Annotated in this window: 17 protein-coding genes; 7 read left to right on the top strand and 10 right to left on the bottom strand. The window is 60.0% G+C overall.

Annotated features, from left to right (window positions below; genetic code table 11):
- Positions 1–66: 66 nt before the first annotated feature.
- Entirely contained in the window at positions 67–405 is a 339-nt protein-coding gene (locus ACL9RI_RS22430) for a flagellar hook-basal body complex protein FliE (protein ID WP_422728704.1), read from the bottom strand.
- A gap of 568 nt (positions 406–973) precedes the next feature.
- Between ACL9RI_RS22430 and ACL9RI_RS22425 the strand changes: the two genes are divergently transcribed.
- From ACL9RI_RS22425 to ACL9RI_RS22395, 7 genes are read left to right on the top strand one after another with little or no spacing between them, the layout of a single operon-like run.
- Positions 974–1,858, top strand: coding sequence for a FliM/FliN family flagellar motor switch protein (locus tag ACL9RI_RS22425; protein ID WP_422728703.1), 885 nt, complete (start codon positions 974–976; stop codon positions 1,856–1,858).
- Between the two features lies 1 nt (position 1,859).
- Complete coding sequence (locus tag ACL9RI_RS22420) at positions 1,860–2,225, top strand: FliM/FliN family flagellar motor switch protein (protein ID WP_183676444.1); 366 nt, start codon at positions 1,860–1,862, stop codon at positions 2,223–2,225.
- Entirely contained in the window at positions 2,222–2,992 is a 771-nt protein-coding gene (gene fliP / locus ACL9RI_RS22415; RefSeq protein WP_422728702.1) for a flagellar type III secretion system pore protein FliP, read from the top strand. Before ACL9RI_RS22420 ends, fliP begins: the two co-directional genes overlap by 4 nt.
- A complete protein-coding gene (gene fliQ, locus ACL9RI_RS22410) occupies positions 2,993–3,265 on the top strand; it encodes a flagellar biosynthesis protein FliQ (protein WP_422728701.1) in 273 nt (90 codons plus the stop codon).
- A gap of 11 nt (positions 3,266–3,276) precedes the next feature.
- Positions 3,277–4,077, top strand: coding sequence for a flagellar biosynthetic protein FliR (locus tag ACL9RI_RS22405; protein WP_422728700.1), 801 nt, complete (start codon positions 3,277–3,279; stop codon positions 4,075–4,077).
- Entirely contained in the window at positions 4,067–5,206 is a 1,140-nt protein-coding gene (gene flhB / locus ACL9RI_RS22400) for a flagellar type III secretion system protein FlhB (RefSeq protein WP_422728699.1), read from the top strand. Before ACL9RI_RS22405 ends, flhB begins: the two co-directional genes overlap by 11 nt.
- Positions 5,203–7,290 carry a flagellar biosynthesis protein FlhA gene (locus ACL9RI_RS22395; protein WP_422728698.1) on the top strand — a complete coding sequence of 696 codons (2,088 nt, stop codon included), beginning with the start codon at positions 5,203–5,205 and terminating at the stop codon, positions 7,288–7,290. Before flhB ends, ACL9RI_RS22395 begins: the two co-directional genes overlap by 4 nt.
- Before the next feature lie 35 nt (positions 7,291–7,325).
- Here ACL9RI_RS22395 and ACL9RI_RS22390 read toward each other — a convergent pair whose 3' ends face one another.
- From ACL9RI_RS22390 to ACL9RI_RS22350, 9 genes are all read right to left on the bottom strand, one after another.
- A complete protein-coding gene (locus ACL9RI_RS22390; RefSeq protein WP_422728697.1) occupies positions 7,326–8,420 on the bottom strand; it encodes a hypothetical protein in 1,095 nt (364 codons plus the stop codon).
- Between the two features lie 41 nt (positions 8,421–8,461).
- Entirely contained in the window at positions 8,462–9,340 is an 879-nt protein-coding gene (locus ACL9RI_RS22385) for a flagellin (RefSeq protein ID WP_422728696.1), read from the bottom strand.
- Positions 9,341–9,501: 161 nt separating this feature from the next.
- Positions 9,502–10,368: a flagellin gene (locus tag ACL9RI_RS22380; RefSeq protein ID WP_422728695.1), complete on the bottom strand. Its 867-nt coding sequence runs from the start codon at positions 10,366–10,368 to the stop codon at positions 9,502–9,504.
- A 209-nt stretch (positions 10,369–10,577) separates the two neighbouring features.
- The gene (locus ACL9RI_RS22375; RefSeq protein WP_422728694.1) at positions 10,578–11,444 is read right to left on the bottom strand and encodes a flagellin; all 867 of its coding nucleotides are present in this window, start codon (positions 11,442–11,444) and stop codon (positions 10,578–10,580) included.
- Positions 11,445–11,605: 161 nt separating this feature from the next.
- Entirely contained in the window at positions 11,606–12,340 is a 735-nt protein-coding gene (locus ACL9RI_RS22370) for a WbqC family protein (RefSeq protein WP_422728693.1), read from the bottom strand.
- 1 nt (position 12,341) lies between these two features.
- Positions 12,342–13,532: an aminotransferase class I/II-fold pyridoxal phosphate-dependent enzyme gene (locus ACL9RI_RS22365; RefSeq protein ID WP_422728692.1), complete on the bottom strand. Its 1,191-nt coding sequence runs from the start codon at positions 13,530–13,532 to the stop codon at positions 12,342–12,344.
- Positions 13,529–14,725 (bottom strand): DegT/DnrJ/EryC1/StrS family aminotransferase, encoded by a 1,197-nt coding sequence (locus ACL9RI_RS22360; protein WP_422728691.1) that lies wholly within the window; start codon positions 14,723–14,725, stop codon positions 13,529–13,531. The genes ACL9RI_RS22365 and ACL9RI_RS22360 overlap by 4 nt, the downstream gene beginning before the upstream one ends.
- A gap of 15 nt (positions 14,726–14,740) precedes the next feature.
- Positions 14,741–15,457, bottom strand: coding sequence for a class I SAM-dependent methyltransferase (locus ACL9RI_RS22355; protein WP_422728690.1), 717 nt, complete (start codon positions 15,455–15,457; stop codon positions 14,741–14,743).
- A complete protein-coding gene (locus tag ACL9RI_RS22350; protein ID WP_422728689.1) occupies positions 15,454–18,795 on the bottom strand; it encodes a tetratricopeptide repeat protein in 3,342 nt (1,113 codons plus the stop codon). The genes ACL9RI_RS22355 and ACL9RI_RS22350 overlap by 4 nt, the downstream gene beginning before the upstream one ends.
- Positions 18,796–19,000: the final 205 nt, after the last annotated feature.

Genomic DNA, 19,000 nt, shown 5'->3' with positions numbered 1-19,000 from the left:
ATCACTTGGGGTAACTTTCGCTGTGAGGCTGGGCGTGGATCCGGGCGTGGCGCTTGTGGATATTACTTACAGAGGCAGCTTGATCAATTCGTCGACGGCGCCCATGACTTTGTTGCGCACTTGCATCAACATGGAGAAGGACAGGCTCGCTTCCTGGCTGGCCAGCATGGCGCCGACCAGGTCGTCGCTCTTGCCGCTGTCGACGTCACTCATTTTTTGCGCGGCCAGGCGGTCATCGTTGTTGACCTTGTTGACGGCGTCTTTCATGCTTTGCGAGAAGGAGAAGCCCGATGGTTCTCCTGCGCCGAAGGTGGCGGCCGGCGCGATACTGTTGCCGAGTGCGCGCGCATCGTTGCTTAATGCCGCCAGATCGGCCTTGATCAGACCTGCGAGTTCATTGCTCATCTTGCCCTCTATGTATATGCGATGCCGTATCAATCAGAATTACTGGTGTTGCTGTTCCAGCCGCAAGTACTGCTGTGCCGCTATGCCTGGTCCAATGCCGAACCCATCAGTTTTATCAATTGCCACGCCACGCCATGCGAGAACGTCTTTCAAGCAAATTCACGCGATCGACTGCACAGACTATTTGCAAGGCCACGGCCAAGGATCATTAACTGATGAGAGTTCTACAGGTGGCAATTAGCTGGACTTAAAAACTGCCATAAAAAAACGGTAATCAGGTAAGTGGAATGGCGCACTGCAAATCTGAATTTTGTCGCTGTAAGCTTACCTCGAAGCAACTATAAAGTAAAGAGAGTATTGTCTCAAGTACTATTGATACATGGCAATATTTAAGGATTTCCTGTATTGTTCAGCACCGTAGTCATCTAGCATGCTGCATGATGCGCAATCGTTTGCTCCAGGCTGCGTCAAGCCGCCGCTCACGGTGGATGGCGATGTATTTACTGTATTTAATTTCGGGTGATCCGTATAATTTGTTCTGCCAACGCAATACCGACATGACCATTACATGACAACCCTTACCAAGACAGATCAAACCCTACGCCATCAAGTCCTGGATTCCTGTCTGCTTGGACGTCCTGTCCATTTGCTGCACGTGTTCGGCGCGCAGTTGCGCGATGACCTGGCCGCGGCCCTGCGCCAGCCGATGAGCCGCCGTTACTGGGGCAGTTTCCAGATCGACGCCGTGACCTTGTCGCGCGTCGAGCAGGAAGACAGCAGCAACCGCTGGCTGAGCTTTGCCTCGTCCGCAGGCCAGGCAGGATTCAGCCTTGAGCGGCAGATACTTTTAAGCGTGCTCAACTATCGCTATGGTAGCGGCGGCAGCGCGGGCGCCAAGAGCCCGCTGCCCGATCCGGCGCTGGTGCGCGTGACGGCGACCGAAGAGCGGCTCGCTGTGGTGCTCGGGCAACAGCTGGTAGGCAGCCTGTTCGGCCGTATCAGCAAGAATCTGCACGCCGTCGGCAAGGCCGGCGGCGAGGCCGCCGGCGACAGCACGGCGCATTCCGGCGTGCATCCGGCGCGCGGCAGCTGGATCGTCACGGTCTCCGTCAGCGACGTCGATGCCGGCCAGACCGGTTCTTTCTGGTTTTCACTCGACAAGCGCCTGATGGCCGACGTGCTGCGTGGCTTGCTGCCCGAACGCGCGCAAGCCAAGAAGGCCTTGCGCGGCAGCGTGCGTCCGCTGGCGTCGCGCCTGCAGGTAACGCTGGAAGGACGGCTGGTCAGCAAGCAGGTGCAATTGGGCGCCTTGTTTGATTTGCGCGTGGGCGACGTGATACCCGTCAGCCTGAGCCGCACCGACGTGATGCTCGATGATTCCCGTTTATTTACTGCCGCTGTTTCCGAACACAAGGGCAAGCTCTGTTTAACCTCATTTGAAGATGTCGAATAATATGAACATGACCGATACCAACCAGAGCGAAACCCTGCTGGAAGACCTGGGCGATGAGATGATCATCGACCAGGGCGACGTTGCCGACGTCTCCAGCACCCGCGCGCGGCGCGACATTCCGCAAATGATGCGCAAGATTCCCGTCACCCTGACGCTGGAAGTGGGGTCGGCCCGCATTTCGCTGGAAGAACTGATGGCGATCGGCCCCGAAAGCGTGATCGAGCTCGACATGCTGGCCGGCGAACCGCTGGTGATCAAGGTCAATGGCACGCCGATCGGCCGTGCCGAAGTGGTGGTGGCCGGCGAAAATTACGGCCTGAAGGTAATCGACCTGGATGGCCTCAATCTCGACATGATGACAGCATGAAGCTGGCGGTACCCGGTGTGACCCGGCGCCGCGCAGTGCTGGCGGCGGCCCTGGCCGCGCCCGTGCTGATGCTGTGCTGCGCCTCGGCTGGCGCGCAGGATTTATTGGGCGGTATCGTGCCCGGCGCGAAGACCGACCTGACGGTCAAGACGCAAGTGCTGGTCGTCATGACCCTGCTCGGGCTGCTGCCCGTGATGGTCATGATGATGACCAGCTTCACCCGTTTCGTGATCGTGCTGTCCCTGCTGCGCCAGGCCCTGGGCCTGCAGCAGGGCTTGCCTAACCGTATCGTCACCGGCATTGCCCTGATCCTCACCTTGCTCGTCATGCGCCCGATCGGCGACCAGGTGTGGAAAGACGCGTTCGTACCCTACGACCGCGACCAGATCGGCATGCAGGAAGCCTTGAAGATTGCCGAAGTGCCGATTTCGCGTTTCATGCTGGCGCAGACCAGCAAGGCCGCGCTGGCGCAGATCGCCCATCTGGCCGGCGAACCGTCGACCATGCGCCCGCAGGACCATAGCTTCACGGTCAAGCTGGCTGCGTTTGTCTTGTCCGAACTCAAGACAGCCTTCCAGATCGGCTGCATGCTGTTCATTCCCTTCCTGATCATCGACCTGGTGGTGGCGTCCGTGTTGATGGCGATGGGCATGATGATGCTCTCGCCGCTGGTCATCTCGCTGCCGTTCAAGCTGCTGCTGTTCGTGCTGGTCGATGGCTGGACCCTGACCGTCAACACGCTGGTCACCAGCATACAGGCGTATTGAATGCTGACCCCTGAAGTTGCCGTCGACCTGATTATCGAAGCGCTGCGCATGGTCATGCTGCTGGTGGTGATACTGGTCGTCCCCGGTTTGCTGACGGGCCTGGTGGTAGCCCTGGTGCAGGCGGCCACGCAGATCAACGAGCAGACCCTGAGCTTCCTGCCGCGCCTGCTGGTGACCCTGCTGGCCCTGATACTGGCGGGACGCTGGATGTCCGGCTACCTGATGGATTATTGCGTTTCCATTTTTCAGCGCGCGGCCACCCTGGTCGGATAGCGCGGCGCGCCATGGATCAGATTTTCAATCAGGTACTGCCGTTTCTGCTGGCTGTGTGGTGGCCGTTTTGCCGCATCCTGGCCATGCTCAGCGCCTCGCCGGTGATCGGCGACGCGATGGTGCCGACGCCGGTGCGCGTGCTGCTGTCGCTGATACTGGCGATCCTGATGCTGCCCGTGATGCAGGCCTCGGGGGCCTCGCAGGAATTGCTGAAGATCGATCCGTTTTCGCTGCACGCCGTGGTGGCGACCCTGGAGCAGGCCGTGATCGGCTTTGTGCTGGGACTGGCGTTCCACTTCGCCATGTCCGTCATGTCGGTGCTCGGTTACCTGGTGTCGAGCCAGGTGGGTTTTTCGATGGCCATCATGAACGATCCGCTCAATGGCACTTCGTCGGACGTGATTTCCGGTTTGCTCAGCATCATGTGCATGATCGTCTTCTTTGCCGTCGATGGCCACCTGGTGCTGACGGGCGTGATCGGCGCCAGTTTCAAGGCCTGGCCGGTAGGGCAGGGCTACGGCCCGCTGCTGCTGCAGACGGTGGCCTACAACGTGGCGTGGATCTTCGCTGCCGCCATGCTGCTGGCCCTGCCTATCGTGTTTTCCACCATGGTGGTGCAACTGGGTTTTGGTTTCCTCAACCGGGTGGCGCCGTCGCTGAACCTGTTTTCGCTGGGCTTTTCCATGATTACCATGTTCGGCCTGCTGATGCTGTCGCAGATCGTGAAATTCATACCGGAACACTATATCGCGATGACCAACCGGGTACTCGAGATGATCACCGAACAGATGAGGATCGCGCATGGCGGATAGCAGCACGGGCGATAAAACCGAAAAGGCGTCACAGCAGAAGCTGAAGAAGTCGCGCCAGGAAGGGCAGGTGGTGCGCTCGCGCGACCTGTCGACGGCGCTCGGCATCTTGATCAGCATGAAGTTGTTCGTCTATCTGCTGCCCGGCTACCTGGAAACGTTCCGTGAATTGTTTGCCATGTCCTTCATGCCGCTCGATAGTACAGGTGCGCTCGACAATGCCATGTCGATGGCGTTTACCACCTCGGTGGGCTTGCTGATCAAGATGATCGTGCCGCTGTTTTGCGTGCCGCTGTTCGTCGTGCTCGGCTCCCTGATCCCCGGTGGCTGGGTGATCAGCACCAAGAACTGGATGCCGAAACTGGAACGGCTCAGCCCGGGCAAGAACCTGGGCCGGCTGGTCACGCCCAAGCATGGCTTCGAATTTGGCATCTCCATCGCCAAGGCGGTGGTGCTGTGCATGGTGCTGGTGCATGTCAGCCGCTCCAGCCTGTCGCAGTACGTCGATTTGCAGCACCGTCCCTTGCAGCAAGCCATGCTCGATGGCTCCAGCCTGATGCTCGACAGCCTGATGGCGCTGATCTTCGTGTTTGTGCTGTTTGCCATCATCGACGTGCCGGCGCAGGCGTTTTTCTTTGCCCGCAACCAGCGCATGAGCAAGAAGGATGTGAAGGAAGAACACAAGACCAGCGAAGGCCGGCCTGAAGTGCGCCAGCGCATCCGCCAACTGCAGCAGCAGATAGGCCGGCGCAGCGTGCGCAAGACCGTGCCCGACGCCGACGTGGTGATCGTCAATCCTGAACATTATGCGGTGGCGCTCAAGTATGACCAGGACCGCGCCGAGGCGCCTTTCGTGGTGGCGAAGGGAGTCGACGAAATGGCGCTGTATATCAAGCAGGTGGCCAGGGAACACGATATCGAGACGCTGGAATTGCCGCCGCTGGCGCGCGCCATCTATAACACCAGCCAGGTGCAGCAGCAGATCCCGGTGCAGCTGTACCAGGCTGTCTCGCAAGTGCTGAACTATATCCTGCAGCTGAAAGCATTCCGTTCTGGGCAGCGTGCTGCCCAGCCCCCATTTCCTAACGAGGTGCTTGTGCCATCTCATCTGAGCGAGGTTGTACCGACATGAATTTCCTGAACCGCGTGGTTGCTGAAATGCGCCGCCACAAGTTCGCCACGCCGCTGTTCCTGCTGGTGATCCTGGCCATGATCATCTTGCCGCTGCCGCCGGTGCTGCTCGATATCTTGTTCACTTTCAATATCGTGCTGGCACTGATCGTCATCCTGGTCAGCGTCTCGGCCAAGCGGCCGCTGGACTTCTCGGTGTTCCCGACGGTGATCCTGGCCACTACCATGCTCAGGCTGACCCTGAACGTGGCGTCCACGCGGGTGGTGCTGCTGCACGGCCACACAGGGGCGGATGCGGCCGGTAAGGTGATCGAGGCCTTCGGTAACGTCGTGATCGGCGGCAACTACGTGGTCGGTATCGTGGTCTTCGTGATCTTGATGATCATCAACTTCGTGGTCGTCACCAAGGGCGCCGAGCGTATCTCGGAAGTCTCCGCGCGCTTTACCCTCGATGCCTTGCCCGGCAAGCAGATGGCGATTGACGCCGACCTGAACGCCGGCCTGATCAACCAGGAAAAAGCCCAGGCCCGCCGCAAGGACGTGGCTGCCGAAGCGGATTTCTATGGCGCCATGGACGGCGCCTCGAAGTTCGTGCGCGGCGACGCCGTCGCCAGTATCCTGATTTTGATCATCAATATGGTCGGCGGCGTGGCCATCGGTGCGCTGATGCACGACCTGTCGTTCGGCGACGCTTTCCGCCAGTATGCACTGCTGACCATCGGTGACGGCCTGGTGGCGCAAGTGCCGGCGCTGCTGCTGTCGGCCGCGGCTGCCATCCTGGTGACGCGTATCAGCGATTCGGGCGATTTCGAACAGCAGGTGGCGGGCCAGGTACTGACCTCGCCGACGGTGATTTTCAGCGCGTCCGGCATGATGGTGGCGCTGGCCCTGATCCCGGGCATGCCATGGTTCATGTTCATGACGTTTGCCGTGGTGCTGGCGTACGTGGCCTGGCGCTTGACGCAGCGCGTGAAGAAGCCGGACCAGGCCGGCCTGGCGGCCATCGAGGCCGCCTTGCGCGACGAACGTCCGGCCGAGATGGAATGGCAGCAACTGCCTGCCGTGCAGCCTTTGATGGTCATGCTTGGCTACAAGCTGGTGGGCATGGTCGATAAAACCCAGGGTGAACCGCTGAATAAGCGCGTTCGCGGTGTGCGCCAGAGCCTGTCTGAAGCGATGGGCTTGCTGTTGCCGCCGATCGGCGTGCGCGACGACCTGGGACTGAAACCCTCGCAGTACTCGATCGTGCTGTCGGGCACGGTGGTGGCCCAGGCCGAAGTCCAGGCCGACCGGCTGATGGCGATACCGTCGCCGAATGTGTATGGACAACTGGACGGCATCCCCGGCATCGAGCCTGCGTACGGCATGCCTGTCACCTGGATCGAGCCGGCCGCCAAAGCCCATGCGCTGGGCCTGGGCTACCAGGTGATCGAGGCGCCGAGCGTGATCGCCACGCACTTGTCGAAGATGGTGCGCGAGTATCTGCCTGAGCTGTTCCGCCACGAAGACGTGTCGGCCATGATGGAGCGCCTGACGGCCTTATCGCCCAAGCTGGCGGCCACCCTCGACAAGACGCTCACGCATACGCAGTTGCTGCGCGTGTTCCGCGTGTTGCTGACGGAAAATGTATCGCTGAAAGACATCGTGCCGATCGCCACCACCCTGGTCGACAGCGCGGAGACCACCAAGGATCCGATCCTGCTGGCGGCCGAAGTGCGCTGCGCCTTGCGGCGCCAGATCGTGACCGGCCTGTTTGGCCAAAAGATGGAAATGCAGGCGTTTAACCTGGGGGGGGATCTGGAAAACATGCTGCTTGGTTCCTTGAACCAGGCGCGCCAGTCGGGCAAGGTTACCCTGGACAATTATCCGATCGACCCGCACCTGCTGTCGCAGCTGCAAGTGAACATGCCGGTGGCGCGCGAACAGATGAAACAGCAGGCGACGCCGCCCTTGCTGCTGGTGCTGCCGCAGATCCGCCCGCTGCTGGCCCGCTACGCGCGCCTGTTTGCGCCGGGCCTGCATGTGCTGTCGTATAACGAAATTCCCGAAAACCGCGAAGTCAGCATCATCGGTACCGTAGGGTAAATAAAAAACCGGCGCATGCGCCGGTTTTTTTTGTTTCAATCCTGTTCGTCTATCGGCGGCAGCAACTCTTCCACCTTCGGCTCGGCCAGCAGCAGGAATTCGCCGCCTGGCGCCGAACCATCTTCCTCTTCCCCGTAGTCATGGCCCAGCGGCGCCGCCACTTCCTTCGAGGTGATGATTTCCGCTTCTGGCGTGGGCGATGGCGCCGGCTCTTCCGGCTGCGCCGCCGCTTCCGCCTCGGGCTGGGTCAGCAGCAGCGCCACTTCGGCCATGGCGCGGAACAGCGGCAGCGAAAGCGAAGCGGCCGCCGCCTGCATGGCGAAATTGCCGTGCACGCGCTGCGCATGCAACTGGCGGTTCAGGCGGCAGCGCACCACGCGCAGGCCGGCGCGCCGCACGGCGTCGGCGATCTCGGGCAAGGCCAGGCGCAAATGGCGGATGGCGCTTTCTTCTTCTGCCGCCAGTTCCAGCAGCAGGCCATCGCCCACGGGTTCCATCTGGATCAGCACGCGGCCGATGCCGGCGATCATCAATTCCACGCGCAAGGCGACCTTGGCCCGGCGCCGCGCAGGAGCGTGCTCATCATCTTCATCGCTGGCCAGCACGCGCAGCATCAGCCGCTGTCCGCCCCAGCCGTAGACGGCGAAACGCCAGGCTTCGCTATCGAGCAGCAGCGGCGGACGGGGGCCTTCGCGCAGCAGCGCCGGCTGCTGTTCGGCCATGAACAGGTTGCCGGGCACATGCTGGCCACGCGCCTGTTCTTGCATCACGGCATATTGTTCGCCATAGGTTTTCACCATCACGCGCCAGGACGCGGCCAGCTGCGCCGGATCGGGCGGTTGCCACACCAGCTGGCGGCTGAAGAACAGCTGATTGGCTTGCATGGCGCTGCTGTCGCGCGCGGTGGCGCCCGCGCCATCGGCGTTGGGCTTGATCAGGGCGGCCAGGCTGTCCTGTCCTTGCTGCAGCTGGGCCGGCAGGGTGCCGGCATCGGGCGAGGGCGCCATGTAGGGGCCGACGGGCACCAGCGGCTGCACCACGCCCGGCGTCATCGGCGTAGCCATGCTGACGTCGAGGCGCTGCGTGATCAGGGGCAGGGGATTGCCTGCCGAAATACGGTCTATCGCCATGCCACTGCTTTCACATAAAAATAGTTAAACAACGCGCGCCATCATGGCTGCAGCAGCGACAGGATCAGCTTTGCCATGCTCTGGCTTTGTTTGATCATGGCGGTGCTGGCCTGCAGCAGCATCTGCGCCGACGTCATGTTGGCGCTTTCGGCGGCATAGTCGACGTCCATGATGCGCCCTATCGCGATCTTGGTGTTGGTCACCATATTACCCAAATTATTGTTGACGTGATCGAGGCGGCTGCCAGCCGCGCCCAGGGCCGAGCGCACGCTGCCGACCTGGGAAATGGCGGCGGCCAGCAAATCGATCATGCCATTGGCGCCGCCATTGCTGCTGATCTCGCTGCCGGCCGCGCCGGGGGCGGCGAACCTGGCCGACAGCGTTTGCAACGCCGTGTTCAGCGTGCCCATTTTGCCCGATACATCGAAGCCCATCGTCTCGCTGCTGGATGCGCCAATTTGAAATGTCATGGCGGCCGACAAGGTGCCTGTGCCGGCGCTGCCGTCGCCCAGCAGCTTGCTGCCGCCATAGCTGGTGTTGCGCATGATGTTATACAGTTCCGCACCGAGCGCATCGTATTCGCTTTGCATGGCGTCGCGGTCCTGCTGGTTGGAAGACGCATCGGCCGCCTGCGTCGCCAGGTCTTTCATGCGCACCAGCATATCGGTGACTTCGCCAAACGCACCTTCCGCCGTTTGCAGCAGCGAGGTACTGTTTTGCGTATTGCGCATGGCCACCGTCATGCCGCTCATCTGGGCCCGCAGGCGCGTGGCGATCTGCAGGCCGGCTGCGTCATCCATCGCCGAATTGATGCGAAAGCCCGTGGCCAGGCGCGTCATCGAGGTCGACAGCATGGATTGCGCGCGGGCGGCGGCGCTTTGTGCGGCCAGTGCGGCGATATTCGTGTAGAGGCTCAGCACTCGGCGGCTCCAGTGGGGATTGTTCTATCTTGTATAAGCGACTAGGTGGACAACATCGTTAAATGGCGGGGCAATATAGTTTCATCAAGATGCAGGCCAAAAAAAAGCCAGACCGCAGTCTGGCTTCGATGACTGGCCGCAAGCGGCCAGGCAGGCAATGATTATTGCAGCAGGGACATAACCATTTGCGACATGCTGTTCGATTGCTTCAGCATCGCGGTACCAGCTTGCAGCAACATTTGCGACGAGGTCATGTTCGAGCTCTCGGTAGCGTAGTCGGTGTCCATGATGCGGCCGGTAGCTGCTTTGGTGTTGGTCGAGATATTCGACAGGTTGTTGTTGACGTGGTCCAGGCGGTTGGCGGCAGCGCCCAGTGCCGAACGGATTTCACCGACGTTGTCGATCAGGTTCGACAGTGCGGTGATCGCGCCGTTGGCGGTGGTGCCCGAAGCGATTTCGGTGCCGGCGGTCGACGAAGCGCTTGCGCTGTAGCTGCCGACGGCGGCGCCCAGGGCGCTGGCCAGCGAAGCCATTTTGGTCGATACGTCGAGGTTCATCGTTTCGCCGGCGCTGGCGCCGATCTGGAACGTCATGCTCGATGCCAGGGTGCCGCCGGTCAGCAGGCTGCTGCCGCCGAACGTGGTTTTGGTCATGACGTTGTACAGTTCTTTGCCCAGGGCATCGAATTCGGCTTGCATGGCGTCTTTGTCGTCCTGGTTCGACGAAACGTCAGCTGCCTGGGTAGCCAGGTCTTTCATGCGGACCAGCATGTTGGTCACTTCGTTGAAAGCGCCTTCAGCCGTTTGCAGCATCGAGGTGCTGTTTTGGGTGTTGCTCATGGCAACGGTCATGCCGCTCGTTTGTGCTTTCAGGCGGGTTGCGATTTGCAGACCAGCAGCGTCGTCCATTGCCGAGTTGATGCGGAAGCCGGTGCTCAGGCGTGTCATCGAAGTCGACAGCTGGGATTGGGTCTTGGCGATCGAATTCTGTGCGGACAGGGATGCGTTGTTGGTGTGAAGGCTCAGCATGGTGTAGCTCCTAAGGGTAAATTAATTCTGGAGCAGCGATGCATCGTGCTCTCCTCAGTACAAGACGACCATGTTCATCGGTTTATTAAATGCTTTATGGAAATTTTTATGATTATTTCCTGTATTGCTCTTGCCGATATGAAAAAGCCAACTGCGAGTGCAGTTGGCTTTTTTTGTCATCAAGGCCGGTCAGGCCCGGATATCGGTGATTATTGCAGCAGGGACATAACCATTTGCGACATGCTGTTCGATTGTTTCAGCATCGCGGTACCAGCTTGCAGCAACATTTGCGACGAGGTCATGTTCGAGCTCTCGGTAGCGTAGTCGGTGTCCATGATGCGGCCGGTAGCTGCTTTGGTGTTGGTCGAGATGTTCGACAGGTTGTTGTTGACGTGGTCCAGGCGGTTGGCGGCAGCGCCCAGTGCCGAACGGATTTCACCGACGTTGTCGATCAGGCTCGACAGTGCGGTGATCGCGCCGTTGGCAGCGGTGCCCGAAGCGATTTCGGTGCCTGCGGTCGACGAAGCGCTTGCGCTGTAAGTGCCGACGGCGGTGCCCAGTGCGCTGGCCAGTGCAGTCATTTTGGCCGATACGTCGAGGTTCATCGTTTCGCCGGCGCTGGCGCCGATCTGGAACGTCATGCTCGATGCCAGGGTGCCGCCGGTCAGCAGGCTGCTGCCGCCGAACGTGGTTTTGGTCATGACGTTGTACAGTTCTTTGCCCAGGGCATCGAATTCGGCTTGCATGGCGTCTTTGTCGTCCTGGTTCGACGAAACGTCAGCTGCCTGGGTGGCCAGGTCTTTCATGCGGACCAGCATGTTGGTCACTTCGTTGAAAGCGCCTTCAGCCGTTTGCAGCATCGAGGTGCTGTTTTGGGTGTTGCTCATGGCAACGGTCATGCCGCTCGTTTGTGCTTTCAGGCGGGTTGCGATTTGCAGGCCGGCAGCGTCGTCCATTGCCGAGTTGATGCGGAAGCCGGTGCTCAGGCGGGTCATCGAGGTCGACAATTGCGATTGGGTCTTGGCGATCGAATTTTGTGCGGACAGAGATGCGTTGTTGGTGTGAAGGCTCAGCATTGTATGGCTCCTAAGGATGGGTTGGTTCCGGAGCAACGATACACTGTGCTCTCTTCAGTACAAGACGACTGCATGCATGTCTTTATTAAATGCTTTATGGAAATTTTTTATTTCTTTATGCGTGCGGCGCCTAAGCACTCCAGCCGCCAGTGACGCCAGACCTATGCCGGTTTTGCGGATTTGCGGCTGTCCAGGTAGGCTTTCACCGTGGCGGGAGGATTCCACATCAGTACATCGAGAATCGACAGGTGCTCGATAAATTGATAGCGCCGGGTGGGGTAGGTGAACGACACCAATTCCGTGAAGCCCAGTTCGATGCCACGCTGGGCCCATTCGGCGGGATGGAAAATATCCTTGCCCCCGGGCGGATTAAGGTAAGCCTGGGCGCCGAGCGCGGCAGAGATTTCCAGCGCCCAGGCCCCGGCATGCGGTATCTCTGGAAGGTGCAAGTCCAGGTCCGACAGGTTTTGCGGCTGAAATGGAATCTCAAGATAGGCGCAGGTGGCGGCCAGCGACGCCACGTTCAGGTCGCGCAGCAGGCCGCTGGCAGCCGCGGCGAAACTCTGGCTGATCAAGGCGGAGACGGCGTCGAAATAAGGTGCGCCCGCTGCACGGTAGTGCAGAATCTGGCCCTGGATCTTGTCATGCGCCGCTTGCGGCGTGATGAGCGTCACGTCCTTGATCAGGCCCGCGCCGGCATGCCGGTCGACCGGCGCGCTGACATACTGCCACCCCTCCGAGGGGTGCAGGATGCGATTCCGGTTCATCCAGCTCTTCGGCGCGTAGCGTACCACATCGAAAACGATCCAGCGGTCGCTGCGGTTGATCAGGTCGAAGTAACCGAGATAGGGGAAAAAATACGGCTGCATGATGCCGAGCGTGATTTTCTCCGCCATATTATGTCCGCACATGCAAGCTGATCTCGCTTGCGTGCTGTTGCGCGCGCGCCAGCAATTGGCAAATGCGCGCGATATCCTCGAGTGTCAGCAGCGCCCCGATCGGCAGCTGCATGCTGCTTGCGCACAGTGCGTCGGTTTGCGGCAGGCGCTCCTGATACCACGGGAACTGTTCCGCATACGGAATGCAGCGATGGATGCCGGGGTAAAAATAGCGGCGGGCTAACACGTTTTCCGCCTTGAGCAGCGCCACCAGCTGGTCGCGCGACAGGCCGAACCTGGCGGCGTCGATGCTGCAGACCAGGTATTGATAATTGGAAAAGCTGACGCCGCTGGGCGGTGTCACGGTGATGCCGGGAATGTCGCGCAAGCCTTCCCGGTAGGCCTGGAATTGCGCCAGATTGTTTTGCTGGTTGAGCGGGAAGTCTTCCAGGCTCATCAGTGCAATGGCTGCCTGTGCCTCGGACATGCGGCCATTGGATGTCTTGACGACCGGCACCGCATGGCCGGCGCCATAGCTGCTGCGGATATTGCGCAGGCGCGCAGCCAGTGTATCGTCATTGGTACACACGCAGCCGCCTTCGCTGGCACTGAGGATCTTCGTTGCGTGGAAGGAAAACACTTCAAGTTGGCCAAAATTGCCAATTTTCCGGTCGCCCACGGCGCAGCCGAACGCATGTGCGGAGTCGAAATAGAGTTGTATGCCATGTTTGCGGGCCAGGGCTTCCAGCCCTACCGGGTCACAGGCGCCGCCCCACAGGTTGACACCCATGATGGCAGTGACGTCGTCGTCGATCAGCGCCTCGATCTGCTCCAGTGCGATCTGGCCGGTGGCTGGGTCGACGTCGCAGAAAACCGGCTCGATGCCGGTCCAGCTGAGCGACTGGGCCGAGGCGACAAAGGTGAACGCGGGCAGTATCACCTTGCCGCGCAGTTGCATGGCTTCGGCTGCCATCATCAGGCCGATCGTGGCGTTGCTGACGCAAATGACATTGCGGACGCCGAGGAAGTCTTGCAGCCGGTTTTCCAGTTCGACCGTCAGCGGCCCCTGGTTGGTATAGTACTGGCGTTCGAAGATGTCGCGGAAGGCGGCTTCATAACGCTCCCACGCAGGGAAATACAGTTGTCCAACGGGCAATGGTTTCTCAAATGCCGGTGCTGCGCCGAGCAGGGCAAACGTCGATGGGCTCATGCGGCCTCCAGCTGTTGGTTGATCGATGCCGCGTGCTGCTGCAACATGGCGAGCAGTGCTGCAATTTGCCGAATATCGTGCTCATCTACATGGTGGCCGCAAGGCAGCAGCATGAATTCGCCGGACAGCTTGTCGGTACCAGGCAGGTCGGCAGGGATGTGCGGATAGGCCATGGCTTTCTGGTGCAGCGCAGGTGAGTAATAAGGGCGTGCGACGATTTTTTCGGCATGCAGGATGCGCAAGGTATCTGCGCGGTTCAGTGGCCAGCTGGCCTCCAGGCGGACCACGATATTCTTATAGCTGGTAGCGTGCGTTTCATCAAACTCAAGCAGTTGCAGGCCCGGAATCGGCTGCAGCAGCGATTGATAGAGGCGGTAGCGCGCGCGGTTGCGGGCTACTTGCTGTTCCAGGTCATCAAGACTGGCCAAGGCCATGGCTGCATGGACTTCATTCAGCTTGGCGTTCATGCCACCCGGTACGGAGATATTGTCGACTTGCTTGAAGCCAAAGCCGCGCATCAGGGCCAGGTCCTCGGCCAACTGCCGGTTGTTGGTGGTCAGGTAGCCGCCCTCAAATCCATTGATGAGTTTGCTTGCGTGCAGGGAAAAGATTTCTGCATCGCCAAACTGTCCCACCTTGCCTGACGCCTGGCCCTCGTAGACGGATTCCACGGCGTCGAACAGCAGCGGGATCTGCCTTTCACGCGCGAGTGCGGCGACGCCGTCGGTGTCGCAGCAGTTGACGATCGGGTGCACGCACAGGATCAGTGCCGTATCGTCATTGATGCACGCTTCGGCGCTGGCCCGGTCCATGGCCAGGGTCTGCGGATCGACCTCGCAAAAGCGCGGTTTCAAGTTGTTCCAGGCGGCGATGTCGGCCATGCGGCGATATGTCAGCGAAGGCATGACGATTTCGCTCTTGCCCTTGCGCGCCAGGCTGGAAATGGCCAGCACCAAGGCCCAGAAGCCGCTGCAGAATGTGACGCAATACTCGGTCTGGTGAAACGCCGCCAGGCGTTTTTCCAGTTGCCGGACCAGCGGGCCATTGTTGGTGTACTGGCGCTGTGCGTAAAACTGCTTTGAATACGCGAGAAAATGCTCGATATCGGGACGCACCAGATTGGAGGTCGATTTTGGCGTGGCAAAGAGGCTGTTGCCACCAAACAGCGCCAGGTCGGCTGTGGAATTTTTCATGGACAAGGCGTCGTGTTAGCGGGTCAGGATGACGTCGTAGCGGTAGTGCGCCGCATAAAATTGGGGATCGGCGGCGACAAACTGGACCTGCCAGCCGGCGGCATGCGCCAGTGCGGCAAATTCGTCCTTGCTGCGCCAGATGCCGATGCGCGAAGCATGGTCGGACAGTTCGGCGTCGCTGGGGCGATTGTCCTTGTAAAACAGGTCGAGCCGGTCGCGGTCTGGCAAGTTGCCCAGGTAGATTTTTTCGACGTGGCTGAAACGCTGGAACAGCAATTGCAGAACCGCTTGCGCCGCCTCAGCGGAAAAATACGAGAAGCTGCCGTAGCACAGGACTTTTGAAAAGCGCTCTGGCCGCGGCTCTGTCCGCACATAATCATCCGCGCTCTGTTCCTGGAAGGTATAGCGTGGCGCGATTTCATGGTGCTGCCTGGCGACGGAAATCAGATAGCTGGACAAGTCCACGCCGACAAATTCCTGGCAGCGGTCGAACAGGCGGGTCGACAATGCACCGTTGCCGCAAGCTAAATCGAGCAGCACGTCGCCGGCGTGCAGGCCCAGGTTGCTCTTGATTGTCGTCTCGATCAGTGCGATCTGTTCTTCCGTGACAGGCTTGCCATTGACAGTGCGCTTGATCTGCGCCCAGAAATCATCGGCTGGCTGGCTACGTGCATACTGGTCATGATCGAGTACGGGGTAGTCTTTTTCTTGCAATGGCTTGTGTGTGCTCATGACGTGGATTCCTTGGCTGTTCCTTGTTGCTGATCATGTTGTGCAGCATCAAAGGAGATAGGGGGTAATTGCGCGCACCAGCGGCGCCACATGATGCGCAGGGAACGCTCGAGAGCTTGCGTCACCAGTGCCGGCTTGGTGATCGGCGATTGCAGGAAGCGCTCGCGCAGGGTGGCGCGCAGGTGGGCTAGCGCAGAAATATTTTGCGACAGGAAAATGCCCTTGTTGACGAAGTTTTCCTCGTCGTCCGCCGCAAACGCCTCCAGGCCCAGATGGCCCAGGTAAGCTGCCGCCGCGCGGGTCGGGATGGTGTTGCCACTGAGGCTCAGGGTTGGCACGCCCATCCACAGCGCGTGGCACAGCGTGGTAGTCCCCGTGTAGGGGAAGGTGTTCAGGCACACGTCCACCTGATGGTGCAATTGCATGTACTCGTCCATGTTGCCACGTGCGTGGAAGCGCAGCCGCGTACTGTCGATACCCTCTTCGGCAAACCACTCGCGAAGGTAATTGTCGCGTTCATCGCCATTGAGTCCGGCCAGCAGCATGACTGAATCTGGCAAGGCGCGCAGCACTTGCGCCCATAGGGCGATGACCTTGCGATTGAGCTTGTTGGCGCGGTTGAAGCTGCCAAACGTCACATGGCCGTTGGCCAGTGCCGGCAATGGGCTGATGCCGGCGCTGCCGCCATGGGGGATAAACGGGGCGCTGATGGGCAAGTGGACGATTTTTTCCAGAAACTGATGGTCGAACTGGCCCGCTGGCAAGATCTTGTTGTCGCTCAAAAAGTAATCCATGGCCCGCAAGCCAGTCGTGCCCGGGTAGCCCATCCAGCTGACCTGGATGGGTGCTGGCTTGCGCGCAAACACGGGCAGGCGGTTGGCTGCCGAATGGCCCGACAGGTCAATCAGAATGTCGATCGCGTCCGCGCGTATCAGTTTTTCCAGGGCATCGTCGCTCAGGGCGGTCACATTGCGCCATTCATCCATGTAGCCGCGCAAGGTCGCCGTATTGGCATGTTCGAGGATCTTGTTGTAATAGGCGTACAGTGCCAGATTCGGGTTGCCTGCCAGTAGCGCGAGCACGGGAGCGAGAAAGCTGGCGAGGGCATGGTTGTTGAAGTCGCCAGAAACCAGGCCGATGCGCAGGCGCCGTTCAGGTTCCGGTGTATTCGAAAATGGCAGGCTGGCCAGTGTGCCGTCGAGATTGGCTTCAAGCAATGCGCCAAAACGGCAGTGTTCGGCAAACAGCGTGTCGGCATCTGCCGTGTCACTGTGGCTGAGGCTAAACAGCAGATTGCTATGCGCCATCGTATAGTGGCCTTCCTTGGCTTGCAAAGCTTGCCGGATATGCGCCATGCCCTGTTCGCCCTGGCCTTGCTGCTGCAGCAAGGTACCCAGATTGACATGCGCTTCTGCATATTCTGGATCGTGTTCCAGCGCCATCAGGTAATGCGTTTTTGCGGCATCTGTCTGCCTGAGCGCCTGCAGGGAATTGGCCATATTAAAATGGAAAGCTGCATTGTCTTCCCCCAGCTCCTGCATGCGGTTGCATACTTGCAGCGCTTCCTCGTGCCGTCCCAGGTGCTGCAGCGTAGTGCACAGGTTGTTGTGGACGATGATGTAATCGGGGCTCAGGGCCAGCGCCTGGCGGTAGCTGGCTTCGGCTTCGCCAAATTTCCCCAATGCTTGCAGGCAAGCGCCGAGGTTGCAGTGGGCGATCGCCGAATCCGGACTGGTCCTGACGGCGTGCTGCTGGTGCGCGAGGGCTTCGTCGAATTGATGAAGGCCCAGTAGCGCTGCTCCCAGATTGTTCAGGCTAACGATGGAATTACCATCGATTTGCAGCGCCCGGCGATAGCTGTCGACTGCCTGCCCGGCATGCCCCAGGTTCTTCAGGCAGATGCCGAGATTGATATGGGTGTCGATATCATCGGGATGCAGCCTGGCCGCATCGCGGTAGTAAACAAGCGCTTCTTCAGCCTGTCCAGATTGTGTCAGCGCAATTGCCAGCGATAGCATGAGTTTGCCATTTTGCGTATCCAGGGCCAGTGCCTGGCGATAGCAAGCCACCGCTGCCTCGGCTTGTCCAAGGGCCCAGTACGCTTCGGCCAGGCGCGTATGCAATGGCGCGCAATCGGATGCGGTGGCCAATGCCTGGCGATAGGCGTCTACGGCGGCGTCATATTGCTCCAGCGAGTGCAGCGCCAGCGCCATATTGTGATGCAGCATGTCGAGTGCCGGATCGAGTTCTGCCGCGCGACGGTAGCTGGCGACGGCATGTTCCAGCTGTCCTGCGCCCTGCAGGGCGGCGCCCAGGCCGGCATGCGCCCTGGCGTCGAGCGGCGTTATCTGCAATTGGGCGCGGAAACTGCTGGCCGCTGCGTCGAAATGGCCAAGCGCATGCGAGATTTCCCCGAGCTGGAAATGTGCTTCGGTATCGTGCGGCATGAATTCCAGTGCGCTGCGGTAGCTATTGGCCGCCTGCTCAAGCTTGCCTTGTGTCTTCAAGGTGTTCGCCAGGTTGAAATGGGCCTTGGCATAATCGGGGCGTATGGCCAGCGCGCGCTGGTAGCTGGCCGATGCTTCCTGATGGCGTCCCTGCGACTGCAGGGCGCTACCCAGATTGCTGTGCGCCTCGGCAAACTCTGGATCGATCTCCAGTGCCCGCAGATAGCTGTCGATGGCGGCGTCAAGGTTGCCGATGTCTTGCAAGGCATTGCCCAGGTTGCCATGCGCCTGGGCATCGTATGGCGTCAGTTCTACCGTCTTGTGCAGGGCCGCGAGCGCATCTTTGCCTTGCACCTGCAAGGCCGTTCCCAATACGCTCCAGCCAAAGGAAGACTCGGGAAACTTCTCCAGCAAATCGCGGCAAGCGCTTTCCATCTGCGCAAAATCACCGCTGTGATACAGCTTGACGATGTGTTCCTTGTCTTCCCGGGACGGCGAAAGGGCGGCTTCGGCAATAGCCTGCAGCACGCGCTGGCGCAGGATTTGCGAGCTGTCATTGTCAAGCCCGCGGCCAATCGCCGTCTCGACGATGTCAAGCGCCTCGGCAGCTTGCCCTGCCTGCAAAAGACCGTTCGCATAGGACAGCCAGAATTGGCCCTCGTCCGGCTCGACCGACAGTGCCTTGTGCAGATACGGCAAGCCGGCTTCGTATTGCCCGACTTGCCCCGCAAGCAGGCCCAGGTTGTGATTGGCGATGGCGTGATACGGCTGCACTTGCAGAATCGACAGGTAAAGTTCCTCCGCCTCTGCGTAGCGTCCTGCCTGGTGTTCAGCGATAGCCTGCTGCAATTCGGTTTCGAGTGGCGCTACGGGCGGGGCATTCGCTGTCATGGGGAGGCACTGAAATGTTGATCAACAGGAATTGTAACTGTTGACAGTGCTTATGAGAAACTTTCCTGTCGGAATTTTTATGCCAAAAGCTGTTTCAATGCAAACTTTATGTTGCTAACAGGTATCAGCAGGGCCAGGCATGGCGTTTGTCATAAAAAAAAGCGCACCACCGCGAGGTGGCGCGCTGTCTTATGCGCAGGTCAGC

The sequence above is a fragment of the Janthinobacterium sp. Mn2066 genome (assembly GCF_049319705.1).
Taxonomy (GTDB): Bacteria; Pseudomonadota; Gammaproteobacteria; order Burkholderiales; family Burkholderiaceae_D; genus Janthinobacterium.
The sequence above is the reverse complement of the archived record's forward strand: the minus strand, read 5'-3'. Positions and strand labels throughout refer to the sequence as shown.

What these genes read in the sequence shown, in the direction of transcription:
- ACL9RI_RS22430 (WP_422728704.1), bottom strand. Translation starts at nt 405, where the DNA reads ATGAGCAATGAACTCGCAGGTCTGATCAAGGCCGATCTGGCGGCATTA.
- ACL9RI_RS22425 (WP_422728703.1), top strand. Translation starts at nt 974, where the DNA reads ATGACAACCCTTACCAAGACAGATCAAACCCTACGCCATCAAGTCCTG.
- ACL9RI_RS22420 (WP_183676444.1), top strand. Translation starts at nt 1,860, where the DNA reads ATGAACATGACCGATACCAACCAGAGCGAAACCCTGCTGGAAGACCTG.
- fliP (WP_422728702.1), top strand. Translation starts at nt 2,222, where the DNA reads ATGAAGCTGGCGGTACCCGGTGTGACCCGGCGCCGCGCAGTGCTGGCG.
- fliQ (WP_422728701.1), top strand. Translation starts at nt 2,993, where the DNA reads ATGCTGACCCCTGAAGTTGCCGTCGACCTGATTATCGAAGCGCTGCGC.
- ACL9RI_RS22405 (WP_422728700.1), top strand. Translation starts at nt 3,277, where the DNA reads ATGGATCAGATTTTCAATCAGGTACTGCCGTTTCTGCTGGCTGTGTGG.
- flhB (WP_422728699.1), top strand. Translation starts at nt 4,067, where the DNA reads ATGGCGGATAGCAGCACGGGCGATAAAACCGAAAAGGCGTCACAGCAG.
- ACL9RI_RS22395 (WP_422728698.1), top strand. Translation starts at nt 5,203, where the DNA reads ATGAATTTCCTGAACCGCGTGGTTGCTGAAATGCGCCGCCACAAGTTC.
- ACL9RI_RS22390 (WP_422728697.1), bottom strand. Translation starts at nt 8,420, where the DNA reads ATGGCGATAGACCGTATTTCGGCAGGCAATCCCCTGCCCCTGATCACG.
- ACL9RI_RS22380 (WP_422728695.1), bottom strand. Translation starts at nt 10,368, where the DNA reads ATGCTGAGCCTTCACACCAACAACGCATCCCTGTCCGCACAGAATTCG.
- ACL9RI_RS22375 (WP_422728694.1), bottom strand. Translation starts at nt 11,444, where the DNA reads ATGCTGAGCCTTCACACCAACAACGCATCTCTGTCCGCACAAAATTCG.
- ACL9RI_RS22370 (WP_422728693.1), bottom strand. Translation starts at nt 12,340, where the DNA reads ATGGCGGAGAAAATCACGCTCGGCATCATGCAGCCGTATTTTTTCCCC.
- ACL9RI_RS22365 (WP_422728692.1), bottom strand. Translation starts at nt 13,532, where the DNA reads ATGAGCCCATCGACGTTTGCCCTGCTCGGCGCAGCACCGGCATTTGAG.
- ACL9RI_RS22360 (WP_422728691.1), bottom strand. Translation starts at nt 14,725, where the DNA reads ATGAAAAATTCCACAGCCGACCTGGCGCTGTTTGGTGGCAACAGCCTC.
- ACL9RI_RS22355 (WP_422728690.1), bottom strand. Translation starts at nt 15,457, where the DNA reads ATGAGCACACACAAGCCATTGCAAGAAAAAGACTACCCCGTACTCGAT.
- ACL9RI_RS22350 (WP_422728689.1), bottom strand. Translation starts at nt 18,795, where the DNA reads ATGACAGCGAATGCCCCGCCCGTAGCGCCACTCGAAACCGAATTGCAG.